This is a genomic window from Oleiphilus sp. HI0067, assembly GCF_001635735.1.
Genome location: NZ_LWFI01001411.1, coordinates 1 through 1,690, shown reverse-complemented (window position 1 = coordinate 1,690; position 1,690 = coordinate 1). Strand labels below are relative to the sequence as shown.

Annotated in this window: 1 protein-coding gene and 1 pseudogene; both read right to left on the bottom strand. The window is 48.8% G+C overall.

Annotation, left to right across the window (positions count from 1 at the left end; all coding sequences use genetic code 11):
• Positions 1 to 394, bottom strand: a 394-nt coding sequence (gene flgL, locus A3739_RS22430) for a flagellar hook-associated protein FlgL (protein ID WP_068502848.1), incomplete at its 3' end; no start/stop codon positions are given.
• 18 nt (positions 395 to 412) lie between these two features.
• Positions 413 to 1,690 (bottom strand): annotated as a pseudogene (locus A3739_RS30275) (flagellar hook-associated protein FlgK); the annotation flags it as partial.

Below are 1,690 nucleotides of genomic sequence, written 5' to 3'. Positions count from 1 at the left end.
CACTTGCATCGCGTGCATTGAGTAGCCCTGCTAACTGGTCTAGACGTGACTCTACTTCTGCGGCGATCGAACCTAGATCGTCTTTTGTAAGCGCACCATTACCCGCTGAAACCGCAAGCGTTCTCAAACGCTCAATCACTTCGTTGATGCCACCTAAGCGATCATCTTGCAGTGATAAACGCCCTTCAGCCAATTCAACATTTCGTTGAAACTGCTGATTAACCGACAGCTCCTGTTTCAGCTCTAGAATACGCGTGGAAGCAACAGGATCATCGGCTGGCGTCAGTACGCGCTTGCCCGACGCGAGCTGCTGCTGCGTTTTCTGTTGTTGCGCGGTGACATCTTGAATAGACGACATCGCTCTGTCATAGATCTGTACTGTAGAGATTCTCATATGTGCTCGTTCCTATCTCTATCTAAATGCGCCTAGCAGGGTATCGAATAAATCTCGTGCCACCGAGACCACCTGTGCAGAGGCGTTATATGCAGCCTGAAACTGCACTAATTTGCCTGCTTCTTCATCTAAGTTCACCGCTGCGATCGAGTCTCTTAGACCGGATGTTTGATCTAGCAAAGCCTTGGCAGACTCACTCTCAAGACGCGCTCTATTGGTTACAGTGCCGACTTTCTCGACCACTTGCGCATAAGACTCACCATACGAGACCGAACCCTCAACTAAGCCTTCAAACTCGAGCCCCGCCATCGCTAAGGCATTTCTGTTATCAGATACACCATCGGTATTGTATTCAATGGTGAACTCATCCCCTTTTACACTTTCGCCTTGAATTTCAAACGTAAAACCACGATAAGCTGATAATGCTGGCGGCGCTAAATCAAACACTGTCGCCGTATTGCTCGTAAATGAAATACCTTGCGCCATCGACATATCAACAGCACCAGCCACCGCTATACCTTGTGCAGAGTTGACGGTTTGCGTGGCGACAACTGGCGAACCAGCAGCATACGGATCAATACGACTTACATCGACACTATCACCAAGACCCGTCACCTCAATAACAATGTCTTCGCCCGTCACAGAACGCAGGTCTATTTGGGTTCCATCACTGACAGCAATAACGTCAAGGTTAGGGTTATCGTTAATGGCACGCGCTATTTCTACTGGCGTATAGGTAGCAGGAGGCGTAACGGTAATCGTCTCACCATTAATGATTAAACCTAAAGGGTTCGGGTCACCATCATCTACAAAATTAGTGAGTCGCACTTGCGTGTAGGCATTTGCTTTAATGCCCTCGACGGCAGTGAGGTCTTGTGCGATTTGTCTGGCGGAGCTGTTAGCCGCAATATTCACTGTTTGCGATGTCACGATTCCGGTATTGGTGTCTCGCGACTGAACTTGTAAGGTTTGCGCGCCATAACCGTTTACAAAAGGTCCCGCGCCAGCTGCTGGTAGCGTCAAGGTATCTGGCCCTGTTGCCGACACTAAGGTTTCACCTGGGTCGGACGTAAACAACATGTTGCTTAAGCCTTGCGCATAAAACTGGTTATTGATCGGTGGCGACAAAGGCTCAGGACTAGCCGGATTGCTGTTATCAAGCACTTCGTAATAATTGTCTGTGACGAAGCGAATCAACAAAGGAGGGCTCAGCTCACCTGGCACTGCAAATTCTGACAAAGGTTGATTGGTCAGAGGGTTATTAACATCGAGCATTTCACCTAGCGTAATTTGAGC